This window comes from Pseudomonas saudiphocaensis (assembly GCF_000756775.1).
Lineage (GTDB): Bacteria > Pseudomonadota > Gammaproteobacteria > Pseudomonadales > Pseudomonadaceae > Stutzerimonas > Stutzerimonas saudiphocaensis.
Genome location: NZ_CCSF01000001.1, coordinates 440,739 through 465,729 on the forward strand (window position 1 = coordinate 440,739; position 24,991 = coordinate 465,729).

Below are 24,991 nucleotides of genomic sequence, written 5' to 3' on the forward strand. Positions count from 1 at the left end.
GCCGGTATCAGGATAAAGCCGCATGGATTACCTTCCGCTGTTCCACAATCTCAAAGGCCGCCTGGTGCTGGTCGTAGGCGGGGGCGATATTGCTCTGCGCAAGGCCCGGCTGCTGTCCGAGGCGGGTGCGGTCCTTCGCGTCGTTGCACCCGAGATTGATCCACAGCTGGCTGAACTGGTTGAGCAGGGCGGCGGGCAGTCGCTGCTTCGCGGTTATGCCGATGGCGATTTGGGTGGTTGTGTATTGGCTATCGCTGCCACGGATAACGAGTCCCTGAACGCCCTTGTTTCGCAAGATGCCCGCACCCTTGGCATTCCGGTCAATGTGGTGGATTCGCCGCAGCTGTGCACGGTGATCTTTCCGGCCATCGTCGACCGCTCTCCACTGATGATTGCAGTCTCTAGTGGAGGCGACGCTCCGGTGCTGGCGCGGCTGATGCGCGCGCGTATTGAAAGTTGGATTCCTGCCGCCTACGGGCAATTGGCCGGACTGGCAAAAATATTCCGTGCCCAGGTCAAAGCGAAACTCGCCGATGTTCAACAGCGGCGCGTGTTCTGGGAGGAGGTATTCCAAGGCAATATCGCCGAACAGGCGCTGGCCGGGCGTACTGACGAGGCGGAGCGCCTGCTGGCGGAAAAACTTGCCGGTTCGGGCTCCAAGGCATTGGGCGAAGTCTATCTGGTCGGCGCCGGGCCTGGTGATCCAGACCTGCTGACCTTCCGCGCCCTGCGCCTGATGCAGCAGGCTGATGTGGTGCTTTATGACCGCCTGGTAGCGCCGCCCATTCTCGATCTGTGTCGCCGCGATGCAGACCGTATTTATGTGGGCAAACGACGCGCAGAGCACGCCTTGCCGCAAGAGCAGATCAACCAGCGGCTGGTATCGCTGGCCAAGGAAGGCAAGCGGGTACTGCGCCTCAAAGGCGGTGACCCGTTCATCTTTGGCCGTGGCGGCGAGGAAATCCAGGAGCTGGCCGCCCATGGCATACCCTTCCAGGTGGTACCCGGCATTACTGCTGCCAGTGGCTGCGCTGCCTACGCGGGCATTCCCTTGACCCATCGCGACTATGCGCAATCTGTGCGCTTCGTCACCGGGCATCTGAAGGATGGTAGTTGCGATTTGCCATGGTCGGAACTGGTGGCTTCAAGCCAGACGCTGGTGTTCTACATGGGCCTGGTAGGGTTGCCGTTGATCTGTCAGCGGCTGATCGCTCATGGTCGCGCTGCCGATACGCCTGTCGCCTTGATTCAGCAGGGCACTACCAGCAACCAGCGTGTCTTTACCGGAACGCTGGCCGATCTTCCCGAGCGTATTGCAAATCAGCAGGTACAGGCGCCAACGCTGATCATCGTCGGTGAGGTGGTGCAGCTGCGTGACAAGCTCGCCTGGTTCGAAGGTCGTGAGGCGAGCGACTGACTGCTGAGGCTTTCAGCCCTCGGAGGACTGAAAGCCTCTCCCGTTAGCGCGACCAGATACCCTTGCCCGGCAGCCGCTCTCGATCATGGGCACGCTCCAGTTCCACTTTCGGGCCCTTGGGGACTATGCCATTGGCGTTGATCTGGCGGTGGCTCACGTAGTAGTGACTCTTGATATGGGTGAAATCCACGGTTTCGGCGATGCCCGGCCACTGGTACAGCTCGCGCAGCCAGCTCGACAGGTTGGGATAGTCTTCAATGCGCCGTAGGTTGCACTTGAAATGGCCGTGGTAAACGGCATCGAAGCGCACCACGGTAGTAAACAGTCGCCAATCCGCTTCGGTCAGAAACTCACCAGCCAGGTAGCGTTGTTGACCGAGGCGCCGCTCGAGCCAGTCCAGTTCGCTGAAAACTTCGTCGAAAGCGGTTTCGTAAGCCTTCTGAGTAGTCGCAAAGCCCGCGCGATAGACGCCATTGTTGACGGCTGGATAAATTCGCTCGTTGAGGCTGTCGATTTCGGCGCGCAATGGCTCGGGATACAGGTCCAGCTTCGAGCCGGTCAGCGCATCAAAGGCGCTATTGAAGATGCGGATCAGCTCGGAGGATTCGTTGTTGATGATGCGCTGTTCCTGCTTGTCCCAAAGCAAAGGGACTGTGACCCGGCCCGTGTAGTCCGGATCATCGGCGGTGTAACGCTGATGCAGGAACTCCAGACTGCCCAGCGCGTCGCCGCTGGAGCCTGTGCTCTTGTCGAATGTCCAGCCGTTTTCTGCCATCAGCCAGCTGACCACTGAAACATCGATCAGTGATTCCAGCTGCTTGAGCTTTCTATAGATCAGTGTGCGGTGAGCCCAAGGGCAGGCGAGTGAAACATAGAGGTGGTAGCGCCCGGCTTCCGCTTTGACGGCGCGTTGACCGCCCGGCCCAGCTGAGCCGTCAGCACTGACCCAGTCGCGGCGCTGGGCCTGTTCTCGCTGAAACTCTCCGCCGTCGCTGTTTTCATACCAGCGGTCGTGCCACTGCCCGTCAATCAGAAGTCCCATGATCGTCTCCCAAGTGCAAATGTCTTGGAGACAGTTTAGGGGGCAAGGTTCGAACGAAGGCGGCTAATGTCGGATGAAACCCATCGATCAAAGCGATGGGTTTCGCTGCGCCCAGTATTGTCGGGCCTGTTCGAAAGCCGCCTCGCGGGGGTGTCCCAGACCGCGAAGGGCTAGCGCCATGGTTGAAACAACCGCCAGTTCGCCATAGGCATCTTCGCCGCCGCGCCATACGGCGAGCAGATGTTGCGGGTCGAGCTGCGCGGGTTTTACATGGCGTTGAGGCGAAAGGGCAGGCCACTCTTCATCCCAAGCCACGCCAGCCGTGGTGCCGTACAGATGGGATGCTCCGTCCGGATTGACTTCAATTTCGCCGCCTTCGCCCTTGATGACGATGCTGTTGTCGCCCAGCAGGCGACTGGCTTCGCGATGATTGGGCTGATAGCCGGGGTGGAAAATGCTTTGCAGGCCGCAGCGCGCGCCCAGGGGATTGAGAATGCGCGCAAGCGAGTGAATTGGCGAGCGCAGCCCGAGAACATTGCGCTGGTCGATCATGCGTTGCAGAGCGGGCATCCACGCGGCCAACGGTATGAAGGCCAACTGACCGGTGTCGAGTGCATGGGCAACGGCGTTCCAGTCCTCGCAACGAGGGATATCCAGCAGCCCCAGCAGTTGCTCGCTATATAACCGGCCCGCCGTATGGGCGCCGCCACCGTGCATCAGAATGCGAACGCCGTTTTGCGCCAGGCACTTGGCTGCCAATAGATACCAAGGCAGATGGCGGCGCTTGCCGGCATAGGTCGGCCAGTCGATGTCCACGCTGATTGACGGAGCGTGGAGCCGTTCGCGTACCGCCTCGGTAAAGCCTGCGAGCTCTTCGGCGCTCTCTTCCTTGTGCCGCAGCAACATCAGAAAAGCGCCCAGCTGAGTGTCTTCGATCTTGCCGTCGATCAGCATGCCCATGGCTTCGCGAGCTTCTTCGCGGGTCAGGTCGCGGGCGCCGCGCTTGCCTTTGCCAAGGATGCGCACGAACACGGCAAAGGGATGTTCGGCAGGCGTGACGATACTCATATGCAGTTGCTCGGTTTGGGCAGGCCCGCCAGTTTGGCGGCCAGCTTGGCAGGTGTGCCCTTGAATAGACGGTTAAGGTGCATGCTGTTGCCCTTGTCCGGGCCAAGTTTCAGTGCGACATACTTGATCAGCGGACGAGTTGCCGGGGACAACTGGAACTCCTGATAGAACTCGCGCAGCAACAGCAGGATTTCCCAATGCTCGTTTTGCAGATCGAGGCCTTCGGCCTGGGCCAGTGCCTGTGCCACCGGTTCGCTCCAGTCGCCCAGATCCAACAGATAGCCTTCCTTATCGGTGGCAATCGCCATACCGCCCACCATGAGGTCGCTCATAGCCAGGCATTGGTCCGCGCGTAGCGGCAGCAGAGTTCGACGAAGGCGGGGTAATCGACCTGTCGCAGCTGCTTGGGCAAATCCTTTAGCCCGCGTGCCGCGATGTCCTCGTCCAAAGCGAAGAGGGCGATACCCTCCGGCAACAGCTCCAGTGCCTGGCGCTGGGCAGTACCGGGCTGCAGAGCGTAGACGGCGTCACCGCTGAGCAGTAGCCCATCACCGACACTCAGCAAGTGCAGGCAGCTGGAGAGGCGGCTGTCAGCGAACGGCGAATGCGAAAGTAGATGCAGGGTAGCCATCAGAGGGTAACCACATGGTCGAAACGGTTGATAAGTGTGCGCAGAGCATCGTCGCCCAGCACCTCGACGGGTAGTCCAAGGTCGGCCTCGCACAGTCCCCGTTCGTCAAGGCTGCGCTTGGCCGCGTACAGCGCTTCGATGCCGAACAGCGGCAATGCCTGAAGATTGGCGGTGAGGTCTTTCTGCTGGGCAGACGCCGCCTGTTGGCCGGGGGCCAACTGAAATACACCATCATCGAGAAAAAGCAGGCCCAGCGGCAGCTCGAAAGCACCGCCGGCCAACACGATATCCAGTGCCTCGCGGGCCGAGGGGCCTGACCAGGGTGACTGGCGGCTGATGATCAGCATCGAACGGGCCATCAGTGACCTCCAAAGCAGACAAGGCGGTCGGCCTGCTGCGCTGCTTCGTGCAGTTGGCCCAGCCCGGAAAGCTCCCAGCCTGACGCGAGGTTGCCGGCGGGTCGCCCATAGCGTTTGGCTTCCTGCTCATCCAGCACGCCACGACGCAGGCCGGCAGCAATGCAGACGACTCCGTCGAGCTGGTTCGCCTGGATGAACTGGCTCCATTGGCTGGCGATATCGAGTTCATCCTGTGCGGAGACGATATTTGCCGAAGCGCTATGCACCCCATCCTGATATAAAAACAGTCGAACGATCTCGTGGCCACCGGCAAGCGCCGCCTCGGCAAATCGCAAGGCGCGCCGGGAGGCGGGAGAGTGGGCGGGGGCATGTAAAGCAATAACGAATTTCATGGGGCACCTTGATAACAGGGCAACAATGATACGCCAGCGGCAGAAACGAAAAAGCCCGCCGAAGCGGGCTGATCGTCTGGCAGGCTGGTTTCTATCAGTCGTCGCCACCCATGATGCCCATCAACTGCAACAGGCTGATGAAGAGGTTATACAGCGAAACGTACAGGCCGATGGTGGCCATGATGTAGTTGCGCTCGCCGCCATGGATGATGGCGCTGGTCTGGTAGAGGATGCAGACCGAGGAGAACAGCACGAAGCCGGCGCTGATCGCCAGTTGCAGGCCGCTGATCTGGAAGAAGAAGCTGGCAACCATCGCGCCCAGCAGGACAAAGAAACCGGCGGTGATAAAGCCGCTCAGGAAGCTCATGTCCTTGCGGGTGATCAGCACGAATGCAGAAAGGCCAAAGAACACCAGGGCAGTCATCGACAAAGCAGAGGCAATGAGTTCGCCGCCGCTGGAAAGGCCCAGATACATGTTTAGAATCGGGCCGAGTGTATAGCCCATGAAACCGGTCAGGGCGAATGTGGAAACCAGGCCCCAAACGGAATTGCGTAGCTTCGCGGTAAGAAAGAACAGACCGTAGAAGCCGATCAGCACTACGAAGATGTTGGGGTAGGCGGCGTCGGCCTGCATGGCCATATAAGCCACCAGAGCGCTAAAGCCCAGCGTGAGGGCCAGCAGGCCATAGGTATTGCGCAATACACGGCTGACTTCCCGTTGTTCAACCTGCGTGTGCGTAGATGCGTACTGTTGCTGCATGGCGACACTCCTAGTAGATGTATTCAGCCAGAGACGAATTGCCCTGGATCATAACAGAGCTTTTTCTTCACAGCTGACAACAGAGTTTGACAGTGTGTTTCGTTCCGGTACTATTGCGCCCGCTCTCTGCGGAGGAGTGGCAGAGCGGTTGAATGCAACGGTCTTGAAAACCGTCGAAGGGGAAACTCTTCCGTGAGTTCGAATCTCACCTCCTCCGCCATATCGCGAACCGAAGGCCCCGTATTCCGGGGCCTTCGGCGTTTCTGTGGGATGAAAATGGTCTTGGGTGGTCCAGGATAGATCAGACTTACCCTCACACGTCAGGCAGGCCTATCGATGTCCGCTATGAAAGCTTCTGCAAGAGATACCTCTTTCATTCTCTCGCTAGTGGTTTTCAGCTTCATTTCATTCATCTCCATTGGCATTCCGCTGGCTTCGCTACCGGGCTACATCCACGAAAGCCTCGGCTTCAGCACCGTTGTGGCCGGGGGCGTAATCGGGCTGCAATACCTGGTCACGCTGTTGTGCCGTCCGCTGGCGGGTCGTTTGGTGGATGAGCGGGGCGCGCGCAGGGCGTTGCTGGTCGGCATGACCTGCAGTCTGATCAGCGGGGCCATGTTGCTGGTTGCTGCTTTGCTGGAGGGCTGGCCGTTGCTAAGTCTTGGCGCGATGCTGACGAGTCGCCTGGTTCTTGGCTGTGCGCAGAGCCTGATCGGGATTTCGGCCATCAGCTGGGGCATTAACCGGCTTGGCCCGCAAAGTACCGCGCGAATGATTTCCTGGAACGGTGTCGCCGCCTACGGCGGGGTCGGGATCGGCGCTCCGCTGGGCGTCTTCATGACTCAATCCCTAGGGATATGGACTCTGGGAGCCATCACCATGTTGCTGGCGATAACGGGACTTGCGCTGGCCTGGCGCCGCGGTGAGGCACCGATTGCTCCTGGCGAGCGGCTGCCCTTCGGCAAGGTCTTGTGGAAGGTCGCGCCACCCGGTTTCAGCCTGGCATTCGCTACTGTCGGCTACGGAACCCTGACCGCTTTTATTGCGCTGTACTACAGTGCACGCGGTTGGGAGGGGGCTGCATGGTGTCTGTCAGCATTCGCTTTTGCCTTTATCGCGACACGCTTGGTGAGCCGTGATCTGGTCAATCGAGTGGGCGGCTACAGGGTCGCGCTGGCTTGCCTGGCAGTGGAAATTCTCGGGCTGATGATGCTCTGGCTGGCTGAAACGCCAAGTGGAGCGCTGGCCGGCTCCGCCTTGACCGGGTGTGGCCTGTCGCTGCTCTATCCGGCGTTGGGTGTAGCGGTAGTGGCCAGGGTGGGAGAGGCCAGTCGTAGTTCCGGCCTAAGCGTTTTTGCCATGTTTTTCGACCTCGCCCTGGGGATGTCGGGTTTGGTGATGGGTGGGCTGGCAAGCTGGATCGGCTTGCAGAACGCTTTTCTCGGCGCCGCGCTGGTGGCCGTCGGCAGCCTGTCGATCGTCTGGGCGCTGCGTTTGCAGGAACTAAGGGCCGCCAATTGAATGGTGGCTGTGTTGAGCGCGGAAGCTATCCCCAGCCTTCGGCAGCCTGTACCCCGGCATCCAGCGTAGCGCGGCGAACCAGCGCGGCAGCACAGGGACGATAATCACGTTTACCTCTGCGGCGCTGCTTCCAGGTCTCGAGCGGCGGCTGGGTGCTGGGTGCGGCTTGACGGACCAGATTTTCCAGTGTCTTGCTGTTCATGGCGTCTCCTCGTTTGGGCGAATAAGGGATCGCATCCCTGCGCCGGCCGTCCTGGCCTTCCATGCTGCAGAGATTGCCCGGTCCGGGTTACAGCCTGTTGACAGTGGAGAATGTGTTTTCGGATCGCAGCGAGAGCTTACGTTCCCTTTACATCCACTTCACACGAAGCTGACTGTGGTTGTCGTACATTTGTCCGAGGCGCCTCAGCGGTCGGCATTTGTCGCCGCCGGGATAGCCAGAGATTCTTGGCTTGTTTGCCCGGCCTGTCCGGGCGGATCAATCAAATACTCACGTCGGGAGATCAACGATCATGTTTCTTCGCAGTCATTTCCTGGCCGTTGTAGCGGGTTTCGTCCTGCTCGGGCAGGCGCTCGTTGCCCAGGCCGCATTGCCTGATTTCGCGCCGCTGGTGGAGGACGCTTCGCCGGCGGTGGTGAACATCAGCACCCGGCAAAACCAGCCGGTGCGCGGTGCATCCGCGCAAATGCCCGATCTTGAGGGCATCCCACCCATGTTCCGTGAATTCTTCGAACGCCGCATACCGCAGCAACCGGATCGGCGGCGTGAAGGGCAGTCGCTGGGCTCAGGCTTCATCATCTCCAAGGATGGTTACATCCTGACCAACAATCATGTGGTGGCCGATGCCGATGAAATCATCGTGCGCCTGCCGGACCGCAGCGAACTGCAGGCGACACTGGTGGGCGCTGATCCGCGCAGTGATGTGGCCGTGCTGAAGATCGAAGGCAATAACCTGCCGACGGTGAAACTGGGCAATTCGGAAAAGCTCAAGGCTGGCGAGTGGGTGGTCGCCATCGGCTCACCGTTCGGCTTTGATCACACCGTGACCGCAGGCGTGGTGAGCGCCATCGGCCGTAGCCTACCCAACGAAAGCTATGTGCCCTTTATCCAGACGGACGTGGCGATTAATCCGGGCAACTCCGGTGGTCCGCTGTTCAACCTGGATGGCGAAGTGGTGGGGATAAATTCGCAGATATTCACGCGTTCTGGAGGCTTTATGGGCCTTTCATTCGCGATTCCCATCGACGTAGCGATGGATGTCGCCAATCAGCTGCGTGAAGATGGCAAGGTCAGCCGTGGCTGGCTCGGCGTGGTGATCCAGGATGTGAACAAGGATCTGGCCGAGTCCTTTGGGCTGGAACGTCCCGCTGGCGCCCTGGTGGCGCAGGTGATGGATGGCGGGCCAGCGGCCAGGGGTGGGCTGCGGGTGGGTGACGTGATCTTGAGTATCAACGGCAAGTCCATCGACAGGTCCGGAGACCTGCCACACCAGGTCGGCGCGCTGAAACCCGATACCACGGTCAGGTTCGAGGTAATCCGCGATGGCAGTCGCAAGAACGTCAAGATGAAGATCGGTGCACTGCCGGATGAGGGGCAGACCCTCGCTGCGGCCAATGGCTCGGGCAAGCTCAGCGACAATCGCCTGGGCGTGACGGTGAGCGCGTTGAATGCCGAGCAGAAGCGGGCTCTTGATCTGGAAGGTGGAGTGGTAATCAGCGAAATCGGCAGTGGGCCGGCAGCGTTGATCGGCCTGCGCCCGGGTGACGTGATCACCCATCTGAACAACCAGGCCATTGATTCGGTAAAGACCTTCAGTCAGGTCGTTGAAAAGCTGCCGCACAATCGCTCGGTGTCAATGAGGGTGTTGCGTCAGGGGCGGGCAAGTTTCATTACCTTCCGCCTGCCGAGGTAGTAGTCCTAGAATTGCGCTCGGAACCTCAATTCCTGTGTCTGTAATAAAGAACCGGGCTCGTGATTGAGCCCGGTTCATTTCTTCAATCTGCAAAGCTTTTGGCCGTGTATTGCCCAGTACATGCGCTTTCCAGCCCGCTAGCCAAAAGTACGACTATCGACCCAAATTCTTCTGGGCTATCTTTTCTTACAAGCCTGCTGTAGAAACACAGGGAAATAATTTGAGCAGTCCGTCCTGCGCTACAAAAAAATGCGCGGGACAGGGTGTTCTGCAGAGCTGCTAATGCAGCTGCGTGATGTGGTATCGGGAGAGACTGTAACGGCATGGCCGCAAACAGCGCCGAAGGAGCAACCGCCCCGGAAACTCTCAGGCAAAAGGACCGATACTGCTGTTGAACTCTGAAGAGCCGCCGGGCATTCGTCAGCCGGGCGCACCGAAGGAGCAAGCGAGTACGCTCGCGAAAACTCTCAGGTCCAGGACAGAGGGGGCGCCTTATTCGCATATTGCGGGTGGGTTCCAATCCCTATGACGTTCTGGAGCGACACAATGAAAACAATCGCTGTCATTGGTGGTGGTATCACAGGTATCACTACGGCCTATGCGCTGGCCAAGCGCGGATTCAACGTCACCCTTTTCGAAAAGCACCGTTATGCCGCGATGGAAACCTCGTTCGCCAACGGCGGCCAGCTTTCCGCATCGAACGCCGAGGTCTGGAACCACTGGTCGACCATCGTCAAGGGCATGAAATGGATGCTCAAGAGCGATGCGCCGTTGCTGGTCAATCCCAAGCCCAGCTGGCACAAGCTTTCCTGGTTCGCCGAGTTCATCGCGTCCATCTCCCAATACCGCCATAACACCACCGAAACAGCGCGCCTGGCGATTGCGGCGCGTGAGCATCTGTTTGCCTGGGCCGAGGAAGAGGGCATCGACTTTGATCTGAAGAAGGCTGGCATCCTGCATATCTATCGGGATCAGGCCAGCTTCAATCATGCCGGTGAGGTTTCCAAGCTGTTGGCTGCCGGTGGCCTGCCGCGCCGCAGCGTGACCCCGGACGAAATGCGTGCCATCGAGCCTACATTGGCCGGGCAGTACTACGGCGGTTACTACACCGAGTGCGATTCCACCGGCGATATCCACCTGTTTACCAATGGTCTGGCAGCCGCAGCCGTTCGCCTTGGTGTTGATTGCCGCTATGGCCAGGACGTGAAGCGCGTGTCGACAGATGGCAAGCAGGCCAGCGTAACCATCGGCAACGCCAGTGGCGAAGAAACCCTGCATTTTGATGGCATGGTGATCTGCGCCGGTACGGCCAGCCGTGCGCTGGCTGCCCAGCTGGGTGACCGTGTGAACATCTATCCGGTCAAGGGCTATTCCATTACCGTCAACCTTACCGACGAAGCCAGCCGTGCTGCCGCGCCGACGGTCAGCCTGCTGGATGATGAAACCAAGCTGGTGACCAGCCGTCTTGGCGACTACCGTTTCCGGGTTGCAGGAACTGCCGAGTTCAACGGCTACAACCGCGACATTCGTGCCGACCGCATTCGCCCGCTGGTGGAATGGGTGAACGAGTGTTTCCCAGGTGTCAGCACCCAGAGCGTCGTCCCATGGGCCGGGTTGCGTCCGATGATGCCGAACATGATGCCCAAGGTCGGGCGCGGCAAGTCACCTTGTGTGTTCTACAACACCGGCCACGGCCACTTGGGCTGGACGCTGAGTGCCGTCACTGCGGACATGATTGGCGATGTGGTGGGCCAGTCGCTGGGTTTGCCTGAGGCGGTTGTCGTTCCCATTTCTTCCGCTCGGCAGACATCAGTGGCCTGATAAAGGCCGTCTCGTTCCATCTCTGAAACCCCGCCGAAAGGCGGGGTTTTCGCTTGTGGGCCGTGTTCGGCAAAAGCCGTCATACCAGCACTTGGCGCGTGCTGGCGATCAGCTGATGCACCTGTTTTTCCACCTGCGGCGTGGTTGGTGTTTTCGGCCCGCAGCCGCGCGGGCAGGGCAGGCTGGCGGTGGTGCCGAACAGGCGGCAGATAAGCGGGCGTTCGTCATAGGCTTCGCAGCCATGCGGGCCGAGATGCACACAGTTCCAGTGCGCCAGCGCGGCGTCGTGTTCGGCATCACTCTTATGGGGCAGGCGCGCCATTTCTTCCGATGAGGCCGTCACCGGGCCACAGCAGTCATGACAACCGGGCTCACAGGCAAAGCTGGGAATCTGGCGTCTCAGCTGATCGATCTTGCGATTGGTGCGGTCCATTGGACGCTGATTTCCGGGCCGTTGGGCCGGCCATGGTACCCCTTGAAGTCGCCCTGGTGGACTTCAGGCGGGTTGTTCGATGATGTCGTTCCAGTCCGGATGCTTCTTCACGTAGGCCGCGATGAACTCGCAAATCGGCACGATGCCCATGCCGCGCCGGCGGGCATCGTCGAGTGATTCACGAACCAACAGGCTGCCCATGCCCTGACCGGAAAGGCTGTCGTCAACTTCGGTGTGGGTGAAAACCATGCGCTTGCCCTCCGCGCGATACTGCGCAAAGCCCAGGGCCTGTCCCTCGATTTCCAGGACGTAGCGCTGCTGATCTTCGTCGTGCCGAACCTTTGCCTCTGGATGGCTCATGTGGCTGTCCTCGTGAGTGGCGTTCTGTCTTGCAGATAGACCTTGGGTTGCACTGAAGTACTGCCTCATCGACCGGCAAGTCGCATGGTGCAGGTCTGGCTGCTGGATAGCATGGGAGGAACTGGAACAAGGTTCGAGGTCCTCGATGACACGTAGCGCCAGCCTTCCGTTTTACATGCGCGCGCTTTTGCTGTTGTGCATTTTGCTCAGCCCGTCGCTACACGCCCAGGAAATGGATGCGCGGATCATGCAGCTGTTCCCCAAGGCTACGCGGATCGAGCCGAAGTTGGAGCAACCTCCGGTTTATAGCGTATTCCAGTTGGACGAACTGATCGGTTATGCCTTCGAATCCAATGACTACTCGAACCTACAGGGGTTTTCCGGTAAGCCAATACGGCTGCTGATCGGCATGGACCCGCAGGGTGTGCTGGCGGGAGTCCAGGTACTTGAGCATCACGAGCCGGTATTTCTGCACGGTCTGGGCGAGCGATCGTTGCTGGACTTCGTCGACCAGTACCGCCAAAAGACCATCAGCAAGCCGATCATCGTTGGTGGACGGCAGGGCGCCGCCGAGGGCGAATCGGTCACGCGCATTGATAACGTCAGCAAGGCCACGGTGTCGGTGGTCATTCTCAACGAGACGGTTCTGTTGTCGGCACTGACGGTCGCACGCCAGCTGCTGGAAGACTTCGCCAGCAGCCCATTGGCCACCCCGAAGATGGATGTCTACGAACCGCTTGAGTGGAGCCAGCTGCTAGAGCGCGGGCTGGTTCAGCGCTGGACGCTGTCGCAAGAGGAAGTTGAGGCCGCCATCGGGCATGAACTCGATGGCTATCCGCAGCTGGATCTGGATCAGCCGGCCTTCACCGACATGTATTTCGCCTACCTGAATGCGCCAATCATCGGTCGCAATCTGTTGGGAGAGGCAGGCTTCCAGCGGCTCAGTGAGGAACTCAAGCCGGGTGAGCAGGCCGTGCTGGTGGTGTCGTCCGGTACATACCCTCACGTACCCGAGGATTTCATCCCGGCCACGGCGCCCAACCGGATCGTGCTGGTGCAGAACGAGCATGCCATCGAGCTGCACGACATGAACTTCAATAACGGCGCGGTGCTGGATGTACTCAACTCGCCCATTGAAGAGGCTGAGGCGAATGTATTCCGTATCAAGGCCCATGCCGCCTTCAACCCGGCGGAGAGTACCCAGCTGCGGCTGATTGCCCAGCTGCAGCGCAACCACCTGGTGGAAAACAACGCCAGCTTTACCCGCGATTTCCCGCTTGCTCCAGAGCTGTTCGATATTCTGGAACCGGTCGAGGCGGCCAAGCCTGTTCCGATCTGGTTGCGCATGTGGCAGGAACGCTGGTGGCAGGTCAGTTTGCTCGGCCTCTCTCTGATCGTGCTCACCGGCGTGTTTATCTGGCAGCACCGCATCAGCCGGGAACGTCGGGCCTTTCATCTGTTCCGCGCAGGTTTTCTGCTGTTCACCCTGGTATTTATCGGTCTGTACGCCCAGGGCCAGCTGTCGGTGGTCAACATCTTCACCCTGTTGCTGGCGCTGGCGAAGGATTTTGATATCCGGGTATTTCTGATGGACCCGGTGATCTTCATTCTCTGGAGCTTCACCTTCGTCACCTTATTCATCTGGGGGCGTGGGGTGTTCTGCGGCTGGCTGTGCCCCTTCGGCGCGCTGCAGGAAATGCTCGGCTGGGTGGCCAAGCGCCTGCGTATTCGTCAGTGGAAGATCTCCGAACGCACACACCTGCGTCTGCAGTGGCTCAAGTACCTGATCCTCATCGGCCTGGTGCCGGTGGCCTTCTATTCGCTGACCCTGGCCGAGCGGTTAGCGGAGGTGGAGCCGTTCAAGACCAGCATCACGCTGTTCTTCGCGCGCTCCTGGCCGTTCGTGCTCTATGCGCTGGCGCTGCTCGGGCTTGGGTTGTTCGTGCACAAGTTCTATTGCCGCTACGTCTGCCCGCTGGGCGCCGGGCTGGCAGTGCTCGGTCGCTTGCGGCTGTTCTCCTGGCTCAAGCGCATCGATGCCTGCGGCAAGCCCTGCCAGCATTGCCGAAACCACTGCGAAATCGGCGCCATTCGGCGGGATGGTCGCATCGACTATGACGAATGCATTCAGTGCCTGGAATGCATCGTCATCCTCAACAATGAGGACCAGTGTGTGGCCAGCATCAGCGCCCGCAAGAAGGCCTACAAAACTGGCAAACAGACGGACCTGATCGCCACCGATGCCGCCTTACCGAGCACATGAGATGAAAGTACCCTAGGCCGCCTGAAGAAATCGCCAGCCCAGCCGATAAGATCCTGAATCGAGATGACTTCCCGGTGACGAACCGGCTTTCTCCACAGGACTATGCATGGACAATCTATCGGCCACCGGCTCCCTGTCGCTTCTGCTGTTCACGCTGCGTAGCGGCAAACAAATGGCGATCAATTTGTTGAAGGTCAGCGAGATCATTCCGACTCCGGGGCTGATCCGCCTTCCGGAGTCGCATCCCCATGTGCGCGGTGTCGCTACCTTGCGTGGCCAGCCGTTGTCGGTAATCGACTTGAGCATGGCCATCGGCATGCCGCCATTGCAGGACGCCCAGGGTGGCTGCCTGATCGTCACCGAGTTCAGCCGCTCAAAGCAGGGACTGCACGTGCAGTCGGTGGTGAGGATCGTGCACATCCCCTCGTCGAAGATTCTGCCGCCGCCCTACGGTACCCGCGCCAATTCGTTTATCACCGGTGCGGCGGAAATTGATGGCCAGCTTGTGCAGATCCTCGATGTGGAAAAGGTGCTGCTGAATATCGTGCCGGCGCCGGTCGAAGCCGATATGTCCGAGCTCGATGACCAGGACGCTCAGCTGCTCGGAAAAACCCGCGCACTGATCGTCGATGACAGTCAGGTAGCACTGCACATGTCCCTGGCGGCCCTGAGCAAGATGGGCATCACCTGTCATGCAGTGCGTAGCGCTCGCGAAGGTCTGGCGACGCTCGACCGCCTGAAAGACACCGCCGAGGCGATCAATGTGGTGGTTTCGGATATCGAAATGCCTGAAATGGACGGCTATTCCTTTACCCAGCTGCTGCGCAGCCATCCGGATCACGCCAGTATCTACGTGCTGTTGCATACCTCCCTGGACAGCACCATCAGCGCCGACAAGGCCAGGGCGGTTGGGGCCAATGCCATTCTGACCAAATTCTCCCCGCCGGAAATCACCAAGTGCATGCTCCAGGCAGCCCGGACGATTCACCTGGGCGAGGGCGCCGAGGTCTGATGCGCTAAGCCAATGCCACGTAGAATGTGCTGCTACGCAGATTGAGGATGGCAGCGGTGGAACTACAGCAGGGTTTTGTCCTGACCCGGCATTGGCGCGACACGGCTGCGGGTACCGAGGTGGAGTTCTGGCTGGCGACCGATACGGGGCCGCGCAGGATTCGTGTGCCCAATCAGACCTCGGTGGCCTTCCTTCCTGTTGAACAGTGCGAGCAGGCGCGGGCCTTGCTCAAGGGCGAGCGCGACGTGGAGTTGCGCCCCCTCGATTTGTGCGACTTTGATCAGCGTCCGGTGGTCGGCCTGTACTGTCGCCAGCATCGTCAGCTGATGAACCTTGAAAAGCGCCTGCGCCAGGCAGGGCTGGATGTTTACGAAGCCGACATTCGCCCGCCGGAGCGCTACCTGATGGAGCGCTTTATCACTGCGCCGGTCAGCTTCACTGGTGTGCCGGATATCGATGGCGTGCTGGCGAAGGCCAAGGTCAGGCCGGCGCCGCACTACCGCCCGCAACTGAAACTGCTCTCGCTGGATATCGAAACCACGGCCAGGGGCGAGCTGTATTCCATTGCCCTTGAAGGTTGCGGTCAGCGACAGGTGTACATGCTCGGCCCGGCCAACGGGGATGACGGCGAGGTGGATTTCCAGCTGGAGTACTGCGATAGCCGCAAGCAACTGATCGAGCGCTTGAACGACTGGATGGCGCTGCATGATCCCGATGCGATCATTGGCTGGAACCTGGTGCAGTTCGATCTGCGCGTGCTGCGTGAGCAGGCACAGCGTTATCAGGTGCCGCTGCGTCTGGGCCGGGGCGGTGAGGAAATGGGATGGCGCGAGCATGGCGGCGGGCGCAACCATTTCTTCGCCTCGGTAGCGGGGCGGCTGGTCATCGACGGTATAGAAGCGTTGCGCTCGGCGACCTGGAGCTTTCCTTCGTTTAGCCTGGAAAGTGTCGCGCAAACGCTGCTCGGCGAAGGCAAGGCCATCGACACGCCCTATCAGCGGATGGATGAAATCAACCGCATGTTTGCCGAGGACAAGCCGGCGCTGGCGCGTTACAACCTAAAGGACTGCGAACTGGTCACGCGCATCTTCGCCAAGACCGAGCTGCTGACCTTTCTGCTGGAACGCGCCACGGTCACTGGTTTGCCCGCAGACCGCAGTGGCGGCTCGGTGGCCGCGTTCGAGCATCTGTATATTCCCCTGATGCACCGCAAGGGCTTCGTCGCGCCGAACCTGGGGGCGCGACCACCGCAGGCCAGCCCCGGCGGATTTGTCATGAACTCGCAGCCAGGCCTCTACGAATCGGTGCTGGTGCTGGACTACAAAAGCCTTTATCCGTCGATTATCCGTACCTTTCTCATCGACCCGGTGGGGCTGGTCGAGGGCATGCGTCATCCGGCGGACAGTGACTCGGTGGCAGGCTTTCTCGGGGCTCGCTTCTCACGAACGCGGCATTGCCTGCCGGCCATTGTCGAGCGCGTCTGGCAGGGTCGTGAGACCGCCAAGCGTGAGGGCAACCAGCCGCTTTCCCAGGCGCTGAAAATCATCATGAACGCCTTCTACGGCGTACTCGGCTCCAGCGGCTGTCGTTTCTTCGATCCGCGCCTGGCCTCGTCCATTACCCTGCGGGGCCACGAGATCATGCGGCGGACGCGCGAGCTGATCGAGGCTCAGGGCTACCGCGTGATCTACGGCGATACCGACTCGACCTTCGTCTGGCTAAAGCGCGCGCACGGCGACGCGGAGGCCGAGCAGATCGGTCGGGCGCTGGTGCGCCATATCAACCAGTGGTGGCAAACGCACCTGCAGCAGGAGTTCGGTTTGAACAGCGCGCTGGAAATCCAGTTCGAAACCCATTTCAGGCGTTTCCTCATGCCCACCATCCGCGGTGCGGAGGAGGGCAGCAAGAAGCGCTATGCCGGACTGATCACCCAGCCTGACGGCAGCGAAGGGCTGGTGTTCAAGGGGCTGGAAACCGTTCGCTCGGACTGGTCACCGTTGGCTCAGCAGTTTCAGCAGGAGCTCTACCGGCGCATTTTCCTGCGCGAGCCTTATCAGGACTATGTGCGCGACTATGTGCGCAGCACTCTGGCAGGTGAACGGGACGAGCTGCTGGTATTTCGCAAGCGTTTGCGGCGTCGGCTGGATGACTACCAGCGCAATGTGCCGCCGCATGTGCGCGCTGCGCGGATTGCCGATGAGTACAACCTGCAGCAGGGCCGGCCTCGGCAGTACCAGAGCGGTGGCTGGATCAGCTATGTGATGACCCTTGCAGGCCCGGAACCGCTGGAGGTGCGCCGCGCGGCCGTTGATTACGATCACTACGTAACCCGCCAGCTGCAGCCCATCGCCGATGCCATCCTGCCGTTCGTGGATGACAGCTTCAGCGCCCTGATCGACGAGCAGTTGGGGTTGTTCTGAGCTGTGCGCTCCTCTGTGCCGAAGGGGTGGCGTGCTCGCCGAACGAATTCGGTTTCTACACCCGATCAAGTGCGCTTCGTGTGGGAGCGCCCAGGCCCCGAGCTTTGCTCTGTGGGCCGGTACGGAGCGGAGAAAAGCTCGCGAACAGGTTCGCTCCTACTGGTTGGTGCCTTTCTTGAGTGTGGTCAAGTTTCCGCCCTCGGCACGGGGAGTAACCTGACGGCACTCATCGGCGCAGGTCGAGGTTGCCATGGCCAAGAAATTTCCGCTGAACCCGCCACATCCAGAACGCATCTGCTGGGGTTGCGACCGCTATTGCCCTGCGGATGCGCTCGCCTGTGGCAACGGCGCCGATCGCACCCAGCATCCATCGGAGATGATCGGTGAAGACTGGTATCTGCACGGCGACTGGGGCGACCTGATCGCCAGCGACAATCCTGAGCGCAAGCGCGCCTGAGACTTTCCCAATCAGACCCAGCCGCTGTTGCGCTTGCGGCCCCGGGTCAGCGCCGGCAGGATCAACCCGGCCAGAAGGCCCGCACCGGCGATGCTGCCGCCATAGACCATGTAACGCATCAGCAACTGATTATTCTCGTCGCCCAGCTTCGCCTGGGTTTCGCGCAGTTCCGCCTGGGTCGCCGTGAGCGCTTCGTCGAGCGCGGTGCGGCGTGCCTCCAGCTCTTCGATCAGCGCCTTGCGTGAGTCCAGGGTCTCCTGCATGCCCTGCACGCGGGTCTTCCAGCTGTCATCGATGGTGCGCAGTTCCTCGCTGAGCTCGGCAACCTGCTGTTCGAGTTGCGGCAGACGCTCTGCCTGGCCGGGTACGTCCTGCAGATCGCTGGTACGAATCCATACGCGGTCGCCGTTTTCACCGCGAACCTGGCTGTAGTCGCCACTGCTTTGCAGCAGCTCGACCTTCTGCCCGGAGCGGAGCGTGCCGACTATCCGGTAACCATCAGTGGGGCCGCTGCGTACGTAAGTGGCCAGGCTGTCACTGACCCAGCGATCATTGTCCGCCTGCTGCGCATGGGCCGGTGCGATGACCGCCAATAGCGTACTCAGGACGCCGGCGCGGAAGGCGTTGTGTCGAGAAGGCGAAGAAAGGCGGGAGAGCAGGGCAAGCAGATGACGGGATAGGAACATGATGATCTTCGCGTTGAAAAATGATGAAGGCGATGTGAGCAGGCCTGCGCGAAAGCGGACCCGGAGCCAGTGAGATTTCTCTGCAGCGTGCTGCGATGAGTCAACGGGCAGGCGCGTTGATGCGGCGACAGGAGGATGTTTTCTCCCAAGATTTAGCCTGCAGCCCGTCACACTGCAGTCAGGAATGACAGCGCACGAAACCGAAGGTTCCCTGGCGTCGAACATTGGTAAACGCCGAAGCGATCTTTATCCGTCGCTATCACCGGAAACGAGCATTGCCCGCTACAGGATTTCGATCAGGTGCGCGCGGATCAGTACCTGCTCCTGGCGAAAACGCTTCTCCAGCGAAGCGCGATAACTCTTCCACCAGGCGTAATCGAGTTCATCGCTCATGACCTCGTAGATGATGAGATCATCGCGTACGGCATGGCTGTCGTTTTCCTGCCACAGCCCATCGACGGGCGCGCGGGAATGGGCGGTCAGCCCACCGAACTGCTGAGTCAGCTCATCGCGAACCTCGGCGAACAGTGCCTTTGGCAGGTCCTTGCCGTCGTTATCGTAGAGCGGCAGCAGTAGCTGTGTGAGGTACATGTGGGCTCCGGAAATGGCACGCGTCGGTCATATGACCACGGGCAGCGGGGCCCGGCAGCGCGGAGCGGATCAGTGGTGAGCTCGCCTTTTCAGCGCACCAGTGCTGCGGCCAGTGCGATGGCGAGGAACAGCGACAGCAACTGCCAGAACCGCACCGGATTGCGTTCCAGCAAGGGCGGTCGGCTTCTATCGAGAAAGGCCTGGCTCGGCTGGCGCAGTTCGAAGACGAACTCCGATAGATCTTCGAAGCGCTTGTACGGATCGGGATGCAGCGCCTTGTGCAGCACGCCATCGATCCATGGAGGAACATCGAGACTCTGCTCACGAATCGGCTGATAGTTGAGCTTGTGCTGTGCCGCTCGGGAGCGACAGCGGGCCACCTGGGTGCCGTAGGGCAGCTTGCCGCTGAGCATCTCATAGGTGATGACGGCCAGGGAAAACTGGTCCGAGCGGGTTGTACCGCTTTCCCCGAGAAAGTATTCCGGTGCGCTGTACTGGGCCGTACCCAGCAGGTCGATGCGGGCAATGGGCGAGGCGATTTCCAGCAGCCCCGCCACCCGCGCCGAGCCGAAATCGATGATCTTCACCGTGCCGGTAGGGGTGATCAGAATGTTCTCGGGGCGCAGGTCCTGATGCAGCATTTCCTGCCGGTGAAAGGCTCGCAGGCCACTGGCGATCTGTTCAACGATACCGCGTACCGCCTCCAGGTCAGGGCGGGGATGGTCGATCATCCACTGTCTGAGCGTGCGCCCTTCGATGAACTCGCTGACGGTATAGAGGAAGTTGCGCGGACGTTGCTGCGAACAGCCCTTGAGCACATAAGGGCTGTCGATGCGCCGGGCGATCCATTCCTCTGCGAGAAAGCGCTCGAGATAGGCGGCATCCTCCCGCAAGTCGATGGACGGCGTCTTGATCACCCGCGTTGCGCCGCTCTCCTCGTCACGTGCCAGATAGATATGGCTGCGACTACTGGCATGCAGGCGGCGCAGAATGCGATAGCCATCGAAGGTCGCGCCGGCTTCCAGCACTGTCGGGAAGGGCAGCTCGGTCAGCTGCCGGTACAGCTCATCGGCTGCCAGCGTCGGCAGCGTATCGATGCGTACGATCTGCAGCGTGAGATTGTCCGGGCTGCCGTTGCTGACGGCCTCAGCGATGATCAGCCGGGCGGCCGCATCCAGATCATTCGGATGCTGCTCGATGGTCTCGGTGATGAAAACCGCGCTGACGTAGTCGTAAACGCCATCGGTGGCCAGGAGAAAGACGTCGCCGACCGCCAGTGGCTCGGTGCGGTAATCGATTTCCAGCGAATCATGGACCCCAAGCGCGCGGCTCAGGCAATGCTGGCTCGCAGAGAGCCAGACCCGGTGGTCGTTGGTCAGTTGTTCCAGCGCCTTGCCGTGGACACGGTAGATGCGCGAATCACCAACGTGGAAGAGGTGCGCCGTGTTGGATTTGAGCACCAGGGCGCTGAAGGTGCAGACGTAACCGCGGTCACGGTCGTATCGATACTGGCTTTGTCGAGTCTGGGCATGTAGCCACGAGTTGCTGGCCATCAGCACCCGTTGTGCGGAAGTCTTTACCGACCATGCATCCGAGGTGCAGTAGTAGTCGGCCAGAAAGCCGCTCACTGCGGCTTCGCTGGCGATATGGCCGACGGCGCTGCTGCTGATGCCGTCCGCCACGGCGAGGGCGATGCCCTTGCTGGTGAGTTGCGGTTCGTCCGGCAACCAGGCACCGTGGAAATCCTGGTTGCAGTCCTTGCAACCTTGATCGCTGTGCTGGCCCAGCGAGATGCTTAGTTGACTCATTGGGCCAGCTGACCTCACTCAGTTGAAGGCACGCTTCGGCGCGGTTCTGATGTGGGTGGTGTAGAGCGTCAGGCCGGTGAATGCCAGGCCGCCGACAAGGTTGCCCAGGGCAGTGGGGATTTCGTTCCACAGCATGTAGTCCATGACCGAGAAGTCGCCGCCCATCATCAGTCCGGCCGGGAACAGAAACATGTTCACCACCGAGTGCTCGAAGCCCATGTAGAAGAACAGCATGATCGGCATCCACATGGCGATGGCCTTGCCGCCGACGGTGGTGGAGATCATCGCGCCGACCACGCCCATGGACACCATCCAGTTGCACAGCACGCCGCGCAGGAAGATGGTCGCCCAGCCGGCTGCGCCGTACTCCGCATAACCCAGGGTTCGGGCCTCTCCGATGTGCGAGAGGCGCTTGGCCACTTCACCCGGCTCGGCGGAGAAGCCGTAGGTAAAGACGAACACCATCATGATGGCCACGGTCAGCGCGCCGCCAAAGTTGCCGAGGAATACCAGCCCCCAGTTGCGCAGCACACCGTTCACTGTGACGCCGGGGCGCTTGTCCAGCAGCGCCAATGGCGCCAGTACGAAAACGCCAGTGAGCAGATCGAAGCCCATCAGATAAAGCATTACGAAACCGACCGGAAACAGCATCGCGCCGACCAACGGCGAGCCGGTCTGCACGGTCACGGTTACCGCGAACACGGCAGCCAGGGCCAGGATCGCGCCGGCCATGAAGGCTCGAATCAGGGTGTCGCGAGTGGACATGAAGATCTTCGACTCGCCGGCGTCGACCATCTTGGTGACGAATTCCGCAGGAATGATGTAAGACATGATTGGCTTCTCTTTAGGGTTTTGGGTGCGCGTTGCCGTGCGCTCAGACAGCGATTTCCACCGCGTCGCCGTTCAGGCGCGCGGGCCAGACCTGCAGCTGCTGGTCGGGGTATTCCAGGCAGCGCCCGTCGGTGAGGCTGAAGTGCTGCTTGTACAAGGGGGAAGCGATCACCAGCTCGCCCTGGAGCTTTCCGACGATGCCGCGTCCGATGACGTTGGCGCCGGATTTGGGATCGCGGTTCTCGACGGCGAACACCTGTTCGCCGGCATCGCCGTGGGGCAGGTGAATCAGGGCGACCTGTTTGCCATCCAGCCAGGCGACTACGCCGGAATTGGCGACCAGGTCGCGTCGACTACACAGGGTGTGCCAGTGGCTGGATTCGACGGATGGCAGGCGCAGGGCATTGGACTGGCTCATCAGAGCATCTCCTCGGTGACGGGAATCAGGTGAAGTTCATTGGCGCGGGCAGGGCGGCGCTGGCCACGCTCCTTGACGAAGTGGATATCGGGGTCGCCGCGGCGGTCGTTGACGAAGGTGCGGAAGCGCTTGAGCTTCTCCGGGTCCTTCAGCGCGTTGGCCCATTCGCATTCGTAGAGATCGACCACCTGTTGCATCTGGGCTTCCAGTTCGGCCGCCAGGCCCAGGCTGTCGTCGAGGATCACGGCCTTGAGGTAGTCGAGTCCGCCTTCGAGGGACTCGCGCCAGACCGAGGTGCGCTGCAGCTTGTCGGCGGTGCGGATGTAGAACATCAGGAAGCGATCGATGATGCGCACCAGGGCTTCATCGTCCAGGTCGGTGGCAAACAGCTCGGCGTGACGCGGGCGCATGCCGCCGTTGCCGGCGACGTAGAGGTTCCAGCCGCTCTCGGTGGCGATCACCCCGATATCCTTGCTCTGTGCCTCGGCGCATTCGCGAGTGCAGCCGGAGACGCCGAACTTGATCTTGTGCGGTGCGCGAAGGCCCTTGTAACGGTCTTCCAGGCGCAGCGCCATGCCGACGCTGTCCTGCACACCGTAGCGGCACCAGGTGCTGCCGACGCAGGATTTCACCGTGCGCAGGGATTTGCCGTAGGCGTGGCCGGTCTCGAAGCCGGCTTCGATCAGCTCGCCCCAGATCTCCGGCAGTTCGTGCAACTGGGCGCCGAACAGGTCGATACGCTGGCCGCCGGTGATCTTGGTATAGAGGTCGTATTTTTTCGCCACCGCTCCCAGAGCGATCAGCTTGTCAGGAGTGATCTCGCCGCCGGCGATACGCGGCACCACCGAATAGGTGCCGTTCTTCTGCATGTTGGCCATGAAGGTATCGTTGGTGTCCTGCAGCGGGATCAGCAGCGGATCGGTGATCGGCTGGTTCCAGCAGGAAGCCAGGATCGAGCCCACCGTCGGCTTGCAGATATCGCAACCGATGGCGCCACGGCCATGTTTGGCCAGCAGCTCGTCGAAACTGAGGATGCCTTCGACGCGAACGATGCCGTACAGCTCCTGGCGGGTATGGGCAAAGTGCTCGCAAAGGCTCTTGTCCACCGCAACGCCGCGCGCGGCCAGCTCGTGCTCGAAGACCTGTTTGAGCAGCGCACTGCAGCCGCCGCAACCGGTGCCGGCCTTGGTCGCCGCCTTCAGCTCGCCAAGGTCGGTAACTCCGGCCTCGACCTGGCAGCACACCGCACCTTTGCTGACGTTGTGGCAAGAGCAGATGGTGGCGGTATCCGGCAAGGCTGCAGCGCCCAGCACCGGTGCGCCGCCGGATTGCGGCAGGATCAGGCTGGCCGGCTCCTCGGGCAGCTTGATGCCGTTCTGTGCGTATTGCAGCAGGGTGTCGTAGTAGCTGTTGTCACCGACCAGCACAGCGCCAATGACGTGCTTGCCGTCCGGCGAGACCACCAGGCGTCGATAGCTGGCGGTCGCCTCGTCGATAAAGCGGTAGCTGCGCGATCCTGGTGTGGCGCCGTGGGCATCGCCAATGGAGCCGACATCGACGCCGAGCAGCTTGAGCTTGGTGGACATGTCCGCGCCGGTGAAGGCTTCCTGGGTGTCGTCCAGCAGGTGCGCTGCCGCGGTGCGGGCCATGCTGTAGCCTGGCGCTACCAGGCCGAACAGGCTGCCATTCCAGGCGGCGCATTCTCCTACCGCATAGATGGCCGGATCGCTGGTGCAGCAGGCGTTGTCGATGGCGATGCCGCCACGTGCCCCGAGCTCCAGTCCGGCCTGTTTGGCAAGTGCGTCCTGCGGACGGATGCCGGCGGAAAACACCACCAGATCGGTTTCCAGAAACTCGCCGTCATTGAAAACCAGGCGCCAGGCGTGCTCCTCACCAGTGACGATGGCCTGGGTGGCGCGCGACAGATGCACGCCCACTCCCAGCGCCTCGATCCGGGCCTTCAGCGCGGCACCACCTTCTTCGTCCAGCTGCACCGGCATCAGACGCGGCGCGAATTCAACCACGTGGGCCTCCAGCCCCAGGGACTTCAACGCGTTGGCAGCCTCCAGGCCCAGCAGGCCGCCGCCAATCACCACGCCGCGGCGGGCATTGGCTGCGGCGGCACGAATCGCATCGAGATCGTCCAACGTGCGGTAGACCAGCCGAGCGCTGCCTTCGGCCCCAGGAATTGTCGGTACGAACGGGTAGGAGCCGGTCGCGAGAATCAGGCGGTCGTAAGGCTGGCGTCCTTGCGTGGTCACCAGCTCCTTGCAGGCTCGGTCGATTTCCAGCACCTGTACACCGAGATGTAGCTGCACACCCTGTTCGGCGTACCAGCCCGCTTCGCACATCGCCAGGCTGTCGGTATCGCGCCCGCCAAAATATTCGGAAAGATGCACGCGGTCGTAGGCGCGCTGGTGCTCCTCGCCGAAGGCATGAATCTCATAGCGCTCCGCCGCGCCGCGGGCGGTCAGCTGTTCAACGCAGTGGTGACCAACCATGCCGTTGCCGACGATGACCAAAATTTCTCGGGTGGGCGGGGTGACGCTTGCATTCATAAGCTGATCCTCAATCGAAGCCGTTCCAAATTCGTCGGCCTATCGCTGAGGGGGAAATAGCAGCTTGTGTGCCAGTCCTGGAAAAGTCGGCTGCAGCCCAGAGCTGGCACGACTTGCGCGGGATACCTGTGGTTTTTCAGGAGGCTGTGTGCGGACGAGTGATGGGCCAAATGAGTGCAGCTGCCCGTGCGTGGTCCTTTTTTAGGGCAAGGGTAAAACTCAATATTTGT

Annotated in this window: 24 protein-coding genes, 1 tRNA gene and 1 riboswitch; of the genes, 9 read left to right on the forward strand and 16 right to left on the reverse strand. The window is 60.9% G+C overall.

The window, feature by feature from the left end; all coding sequences use genetic code 11:
• The first annotated feature begins 22 nt into the window (after positions 1-22).
• Positions 23-1,417, forward strand: a complete 1,395-nt coding sequence (cysG, locus tag BN1079_RS02185; protein WP_037022002.1) for a siroheme synthase CysG — start codon at positions 23-25, stop codon at positions 1,415-1,417.
• A 43-nt stretch (positions 1,418-1,460) separates the two neighbouring features.
• On the opposite strand, the gene BN1079_RS02190 is transcribed toward cysG, so the two are convergent.
• From BN1079_RS02190 to BN1079_RS02220, 7 genes are all read right to left on the reverse strand, one after another.
• Positions 1,461-2,459, reverse strand: coding sequence for a glutathione S-transferase family protein (locus BN1079_RS02190; RefSeq protein ID WP_037022003.1), 999 nt, complete (start codon positions 2,457-2,459; stop codon positions 1,461-1,463).
• Between the two features lie 87 nt (positions 2,460-2,546).
• Positions 2,547-3,527, reverse strand: coding sequence for a glycosyl transferase family protein (locus BN1079_RS02195; RefSeq protein WP_037022004.1), 981 nt, complete (start codon positions 3,525-3,527; stop codon positions 2,547-2,549).
• A complete protein-coding gene (locus tag BN1079_RS02200) occupies positions 3,524-3,859 on the reverse strand; it encodes a TusE/DsrC/DsvC family sulfur relay protein (RefSeq protein ID WP_037022005.1) in 336 nt (111 codons plus the stop codon). Before BN1079_RS02200 ends, BN1079_RS02195 begins: the two co-directional genes overlap by 4 nt.
• On the reverse strand, positions 3,856-4,158 hold the full coding sequence (gene tusB / locus BN1079_RS02205) for a sulfurtransferase complex subunit TusB (RefSeq protein ID WP_037022006.1): 303 nt from the start codon (positions 4,156-4,158) through the stop codon (positions 3,856-3,858). The genes BN1079_RS02200 and tusB overlap by 4 nt, the downstream gene beginning before the upstream one ends.
• On the reverse strand, positions 4,158-4,517 hold the full coding sequence (tusC, locus tag BN1079_RS02210) for a sulfurtransferase complex subunit TusC (protein WP_037022007.1): 360 nt from the start codon (positions 4,515-4,517) through the stop codon (positions 4,158-4,160). The genes tusB and tusC overlap by 1 nt, the downstream gene beginning before the upstream one ends.
• A complete protein-coding gene (gene tusD / locus BN1079_RS02215) occupies positions 4,517-4,909 on the reverse strand; it encodes a sulfurtransferase complex subunit TusD (protein WP_037022008.1) in 393 nt (130 codons plus the stop codon). Before tusD ends, tusC begins: the two co-directional genes overlap by 1 nt.
• A gap of 94 nt (positions 4,910-5,003) precedes the next feature.
• On the reverse strand, positions 5,004-5,669 hold the full coding sequence (locus BN1079_RS02220) for a Bax inhibitor-1/YccA family protein (RefSeq protein ID WP_037022011.1): 666 nt from the start codon (positions 5,667-5,669) through the stop codon (positions 5,004-5,006).
• Between the two features lie 130 nt (positions 5,670-5,799).
• Between BN1079_RS02220 and BN1079_RS02225 the strand changes: the two genes are divergently transcribed.
• Both BN1079_RS02225 and BN1079_RS02230 read left to right on the forward strand, forming a co-directional pair.
• A tRNA-Ser gene (locus tag BN1079_RS02225) sits at positions 5,800-5,889 on the forward strand.
• A gap of 125 nt (positions 5,890-6,014) precedes the next feature.
• Positions 6,015-7,190 carry an MFS transporter gene (locus BN1079_RS02230; protein WP_037022013.1) on the forward strand — a complete coding sequence of 392 codons (1,176 nt, stop codon included), beginning with the start codon at positions 6,015-6,017 and terminating at the stop codon, positions 7,188-7,190.
• A 25-nt stretch (positions 7,191-7,215) separates the two neighbouring features.
• Here BN1079_RS02230 and BN1079_RS17680 read toward each other — a convergent pair whose 3' ends face one another.
• Positions 7,216-7,392, reverse strand: coding sequence for a hypothetical protein (locus BN1079_RS17680; protein ID WP_171819278.1), 177 nt, complete (start codon positions 7,390-7,392; stop codon positions 7,216-7,218).
• 310 nt (positions 7,393-7,702) lie between these two features.
• Here BN1079_RS17680 and BN1079_RS02235 point away from each other — a divergent pair, with 310 nt between their 5' ends.
• On the forward strand, positions 7,703-9,103 hold the full coding sequence (locus tag BN1079_RS02235) for a DegQ family serine endoprotease (protein WP_037022014.1): 1,401 nt from the start codon (positions 7,703-7,705) through the stop codon (positions 9,101-9,103).
• A 294-nt stretch (positions 9,104-9,397) separates the two neighbouring features.
• A riboswitch (glycine riboswitch) is annotated at positions 9,398-9,495 on the forward strand.
• A gap of 154 nt (positions 9,496-9,649) precedes the next feature.
• A complete protein-coding gene (locus BN1079_RS02240; protein ID WP_037022015.1) occupies positions 9,650-10,924 on the forward strand; it encodes a D-amino acid dehydrogenase in 1,275 nt (424 codons plus the stop codon).
• 79 nt (positions 10,925-11,003) lie between these two features.
• On the opposite strand, the gene BN1079_RS02245 is transcribed toward BN1079_RS02240, so the two are convergent.
• Positions 11,004-11,357, reverse strand: a complete 354-nt coding sequence (locus tag BN1079_RS02245) for a YkgJ family cysteine cluster protein (protein ID WP_037022017.1) — start codon at positions 11,355-11,357, stop codon at positions 11,004-11,006.
• A 63-nt stretch (positions 11,358-11,420) separates the two neighbouring features.
• Complete coding sequence (locus BN1079_RS02250; protein WP_037022018.1) at positions 11,421-11,717, reverse strand: GNAT family N-acetyltransferase; 297 nt, start codon at positions 11,715-11,717, stop codon at positions 11,421-11,423.
• A 145-nt stretch (positions 11,718-11,862) separates the two neighbouring features.
• Between BN1079_RS02250 and BN1079_RS02255 the strand changes: the two genes are divergently transcribed.
• The 4 genes from BN1079_RS02255 (at position 11,863) to BN1079_RS02270 (ending at position 17,869) form a co-directional block, all read left to right on the forward strand.
• Complete coding sequence (locus BN1079_RS02255) at positions 11,863-13,980, forward strand: NosR/NirI family protein (RefSeq protein WP_081950790.1); 2,118 nt, start codon at positions 11,863-11,865, stop codon at positions 13,978-13,980.
• A 106-nt stretch (positions 13,981-14,086) separates the two neighbouring features.
• Complete coding sequence (locus tag BN1079_RS02260; protein ID WP_037022019.1) at positions 14,087-14,992, forward strand: chemotaxis protein CheV; 906 nt, start codon at positions 14,087-14,089, stop codon at positions 14,990-14,992.
• A 56-nt stretch (positions 14,993-15,048) separates the two neighbouring features.
• The gene (locus BN1079_RS02265) at positions 15,049-17,412 is read left to right on the forward strand and encodes a DNA polymerase II (protein WP_037026543.1); all 2,364 of its coding nucleotides are present in this window, start codon (positions 15,049-15,051) and stop codon (positions 17,410-17,412) included.
• A gap of 250 nt (positions 17,413-17,662) precedes the next feature.
• Entirely contained in the window at positions 17,663-17,869 is a 207-nt protein-coding gene (locus tag BN1079_RS02270) for a DUF3079 domain-containing protein (RefSeq protein WP_037022020.1), read from the forward strand.
• An 11-nt stretch (positions 17,870-17,880) separates the two neighbouring features.
• On the opposite strand, the gene BN1079_RS02275 is transcribed toward BN1079_RS02270, so the two are convergent.
• From BN1079_RS02275 to nirB, 6 genes are all read right to left on the reverse strand, one after another.
• A complete protein-coding gene (locus tag BN1079_RS02275; RefSeq protein ID WP_037022023.1) occupies positions 17,881-18,555 on the reverse strand; it encodes a TIGR04211 family SH3 domain-containing protein in 675 nt (224 codons plus the stop codon).
• A gap of 282 nt (positions 18,556-18,837) precedes the next feature.
• Positions 18,838-19,146: a hypothetical protein gene (locus tag BN1079_RS02280; protein WP_037022025.1), complete on the reverse strand. Its 309-nt coding sequence runs from the start codon at positions 19,144-19,146 to the stop codon at positions 18,838-18,840.
• A gap of 89 nt (positions 19,147-19,235) precedes the next feature.
• Complete coding sequence (locus BN1079_RS02285; protein WP_037022027.1) at positions 19,236-20,954, reverse strand: bifunctional protein-serine/threonine kinase/phosphatase; 1,719 nt, start codon at positions 20,952-20,954, stop codon at positions 19,236-19,238.
• 18 nt (positions 20,955-20,972) lie between these two features.
• Positions 20,973-21,785: a formate/nitrite transporter family protein gene (locus tag BN1079_RS02290; protein WP_037022028.1), complete on the reverse strand. Its 813-nt coding sequence runs from the start codon at positions 21,783-21,785 to the stop codon at positions 20,973-20,975.
• A gap of 43 nt (positions 21,786-21,828) precedes the next feature.
• Positions 21,829-22,203, reverse strand: a complete 375-nt coding sequence (nirD, locus tag BN1079_RS02295; RefSeq protein ID WP_037022030.1) for a nitrite reductase small subunit NirD — start codon at positions 22,201-22,203, stop codon at positions 21,829-21,831.
• Complete coding sequence (nirB, locus tag BN1079_RS02300; RefSeq protein WP_037022031.1) at positions 22,203-24,761, reverse strand: nitrite reductase large subunit NirB; 2,559 nt, start codon at positions 24,759-24,761, stop codon at positions 22,203-22,205. Before nirB ends, nirD begins: the two co-directional genes overlap by 1 nt.
• Positions 24,762-24,991 lie beyond the last annotated feature (230 nt).

Bases quoted from the DNA above. Each gene is read 5' to 3' on its own strand.
- cysG (WP_037022002.1), top strand. From the start codon at position 23: ATGGATTACCTTCCGCTGTTCCACAATCTCAAAGGCCGCCTGGTGCTG.
- BN1079_RS02190 (WP_037022003.1), bottom strand. From the start codon at position 2,459: ATGGGACTTCTGATTGACGGGCAGTGGCACGACCGCTGGTATGAAAAC.
- BN1079_RS02195 (WP_037022004.1), bottom strand. From the start codon at position 3,527: ATGAGTATCGTCACGCCTGCCGAACATCCCTTTGCCGTGTTCGTGCGC.
- BN1079_RS02200 (WP_037022005.1), bottom strand. From the start codon at position 3,859: ATGAGCGACCTCATGGTGGGCGGTATGGCGATTGCCACCGATAAGGAA.
- tusB (WP_037022006.1), bottom strand. From the start codon at position 4,158: ATGGCTACCCTGCATCTACTTTCGCATTCGCCGTTCGCTGACAGCCGC.
- tusC (WP_037022007.1), bottom strand. From the start codon at position 4,517: ATGGCCCGTTCGATGCTGATCATCAGCCGCCAGTCACCCTGGTCAGGC.
- tusD (WP_037022008.1), bottom strand. From the start codon at position 4,909: ATGAAATTCGTTATTGCTTTACATGCCCCCGCCCACTCTCCCGCCTCC.
- BN1079_RS02220 (WP_037022011.1), bottom strand. From the start codon at position 5,669: ATGCAGCAACAGTACGCATCTACGCACACGCAGGTTGAACAACGGGAA.
- BN1079_RS02230 (WP_037022013.1), top strand. From the start codon at position 6,015: ATGAAAGCTTCTGCAAGAGATACCTCTTTCATTCTCTCGCTAGTGGTT.
- BN1079_RS17680 (WP_171819278.1), bottom strand. From the start codon at position 7,392: ATGAACAGCAAGACACTGGAAAATCTGGTCCGTCAAGCCGCACCCAGC.
- BN1079_RS02235 (WP_037022014.1), top strand. From the start codon at position 7,703: ATGTTTCTTCGCAGTCATTTCCTGGCCGTTGTAGCGGGTTTCGTCCTG.
- BN1079_RS02240 (WP_037022015.1), top strand. From the start codon at position 9,650: ATGAAAACAATCGCTGTCATTGGTGGTGGTATCACAGGTATCACTACG.
- BN1079_RS02245 (WP_037022017.1), bottom strand. From the start codon at position 11,357: ATGGACCGCACCAATCGCAAGATCGATCAGCTGAGACGCCAGATTCCC.
- BN1079_RS02250 (WP_037022018.1), bottom strand. From the start codon at position 11,717: ATGAGCCATCCAGAGGCAAAGGTTCGGCACGACGAAGATCAGCAGCGC.
- BN1079_RS02255 (WP_081950790.1), top strand. From the start codon at position 11,863: ATGACACGTAGCGCCAGCCTTCCGTTTTACATGCGCGCGCTTTTGCTG.
- BN1079_RS02260 (WP_037022019.1), top strand. From the start codon at position 14,087: ATGGACAATCTATCGGCCACCGGCTCCCTGTCGCTTCTGCTGTTCACG.
- BN1079_RS02270 (WP_037022020.1), top strand. From the start codon at position 17,663: ATGGCCAAGAAATTTCCGCTGAACCCGCCACATCCAGAACGCATCTGC.
- BN1079_RS02275 (WP_037022023.1), bottom strand. From the start codon at position 18,555: ATGTTCCTATCCCGTCATCTGCTTGCCCTGCTCTCCCGCCTTTCTTCG.
- BN1079_RS02280 (WP_037022025.1), bottom strand. From the start codon at position 19,146: ATGTACCTCACACAGCTACTGCTGCCGCTCTACGATAACGACGGCAAG.
- BN1079_RS02285 (WP_037022027.1), bottom strand. From the start codon at position 20,954: ATGAGTCAACTAAGCATCTCGCTGGGCCAGCACAGCGATCAAGGTTGC.
- BN1079_RS02290 (WP_037022028.1), bottom strand. From the start codon at position 21,785: ATGTCTTACATCATTCCTGCGGAATTCGTCACCAAGATGGTCGACGCC.
- nirD (WP_037022030.1), bottom strand. From the start codon at position 22,203: ATGAGCCAGTCCAATGCCCTGCGCCTGCCATCCGTCGAATCCAGCCAC.
- nirB (WP_037022031.1), bottom strand. From the start codon at position 24,761: ATGAATGCAAGCGTCACCCCGCCCACCCGAGAAATTTTGGTCATCGTC.